The following is a 1,599-nucleotide window of genomic DNA, read 5'->3' as shown; positions in this document are numbered from 1 at the left end:
TTCACATCTCTTAAAGGGAATAGGAATACTCCTGCAACTTTAAAAGTTCTGTAGTTATTCTTGTAGAACTTTTTGTAGGTTGGTGGTGGAATATCTGGATGTTGATATTTCCCGATTGCTTTTAGACGATTGTAAGTGAATGCTTTCAGATCATAGGCAAGTCGTGCGAACTCAACACTAACATGTGTTGCTCGTGAGAAGTACCTGTGGATTCCAAGTACAAAGCTATTGAACAAGAGTGCATTTTGTGCAGTGGGCGATTTGTGTATTGTTTTGATTCGATCTTTTGCTTCCTTCTTGAGCTGTTCTTTCTTTTTGTTGTTTATGCCCGTGTATGCTACTCTCTTTTTTCCTTTTTTCTCAGCCCATATAGTGAACCCTAGGAAATCAGATTTTCGTTTTCTAAGGTTCACGATTTGTGATTTTTCGGGTGAGATGTCAAGTTTAAGACGATCCTTGAGATAGAGTCTGACTGCATGGTACCACCTATGGGCTGTCTTCCAATCGCGGCAGAGTATTTTGAAATCATCTGCGTATCGAACAATGTAACCTTCTTTGAGGTTGGTTTTCTTGAGTGCTCTAATTCTGTGAAAGTTCCCCGCATACGCATATTGTGTTTCAAAGTTTACCCATTGCCCAGCTACCCATTGGTCCAAGTCGTTTAGTACGATATTGGATAATAGTGGTGATAAAATTCCACCCTGTGGAGTGCCCTTTAATGGGGTACCTTCTCCTTCAATCTCAGCTTTTAGCATTTTGCTGATGATTCTCAGTACTCTTTTATCCCTTATTCCCATGTTCCATAGCTGTTTTAAGAGTAATGTGTGATTAACATTATCGAAAAACCCTTGTATGTCTACGTCTACAACATAGTGGAGGTTCGCCATATTAATTAAATGTTGCACTCTGGCAAGGGCATTATGTGCTGACCGCACTGGTCTGAAGCCGTAACTATGTTTGTAGAAATAAGCTTCAGCAATGGGTTCAATGACTTGTTTGAAGCATTGCTGAATGATTCTATCGGTTATACAGGGAATACCCAGCGGCCTTTTTTTCCCGTTAGGCTTGGGGATATGGACTCGTCTGACTTTCTTTGGTTGATAATTCAGTAGCCTTCTCCTTATTAGGAGTACCATTTCTTCATCAGTTAGTGTCTTTAGGTTATCAATCGTTTTGCCATCTGTTCCGGGTGTAACCGAGCCTTTATTTGACTTTATGGTGCGGTATGCCAAAAGGATATTTTGTTTTGTTATTATTAGGTCGTAAAGATTGTTAAAAGCTATCCTTTTTTGAGCGTTCTCATATAGGTCAGTAAAGGTACTCGTCATGTCGTAGTAGTCCCAGTAACGTAGAGTTTGCACTGTGGCCTCACCTCTTTCAGGAGATTTCCCACGTTCCTACCTGATCGGTGCAATTCACTTTTTGGAAAATTGATATTAATTTAAAAAGACTTGAGGCTGTTCCTCCACACCCATTACAGGTATTTCATCGGTCGTGCCTCTACTCTCACAAGGATTAGTACACTTCGGCATGTGTTCTGCCTTATAGTAGACGTCTGGGATGGCAGTCCGCTATTACGACGTTCCTTGCTTTCCTTGT

The 1,599-nt window shown here is 40.7% G+C and carries 1 protein-coding gene; it reads right to left on the bottom strand.

Translation table 11 applies throughout. The annotated features are described in order from the left end of the window. The coding region (gene ltrA / locus M2277_RS31580) for a group II intron reverse transcriptase/maturase (protein ID WP_280756428.1) at positions 1-1,361 on the bottom strand (1,361 nt) is incomplete at its 3' end. Positions 1,362-1,599 lie beyond the last annotated feature (238 nt).

The organism is Paenibacillus sp. LBL (genome assembly GCF_029893715.1).
In the GTDB taxonomy this organism is placed as follows: domain Bacteria; phylum Bacillota; class Bacilli; order Paenibacillales; family Paenibacillaceae; genus Paenibacillus_AQ; species Paenibacillus_AQ glucanolyticus.
This window is presented reverse-complemented; position numbering and strand designations above follow the sequence as displayed.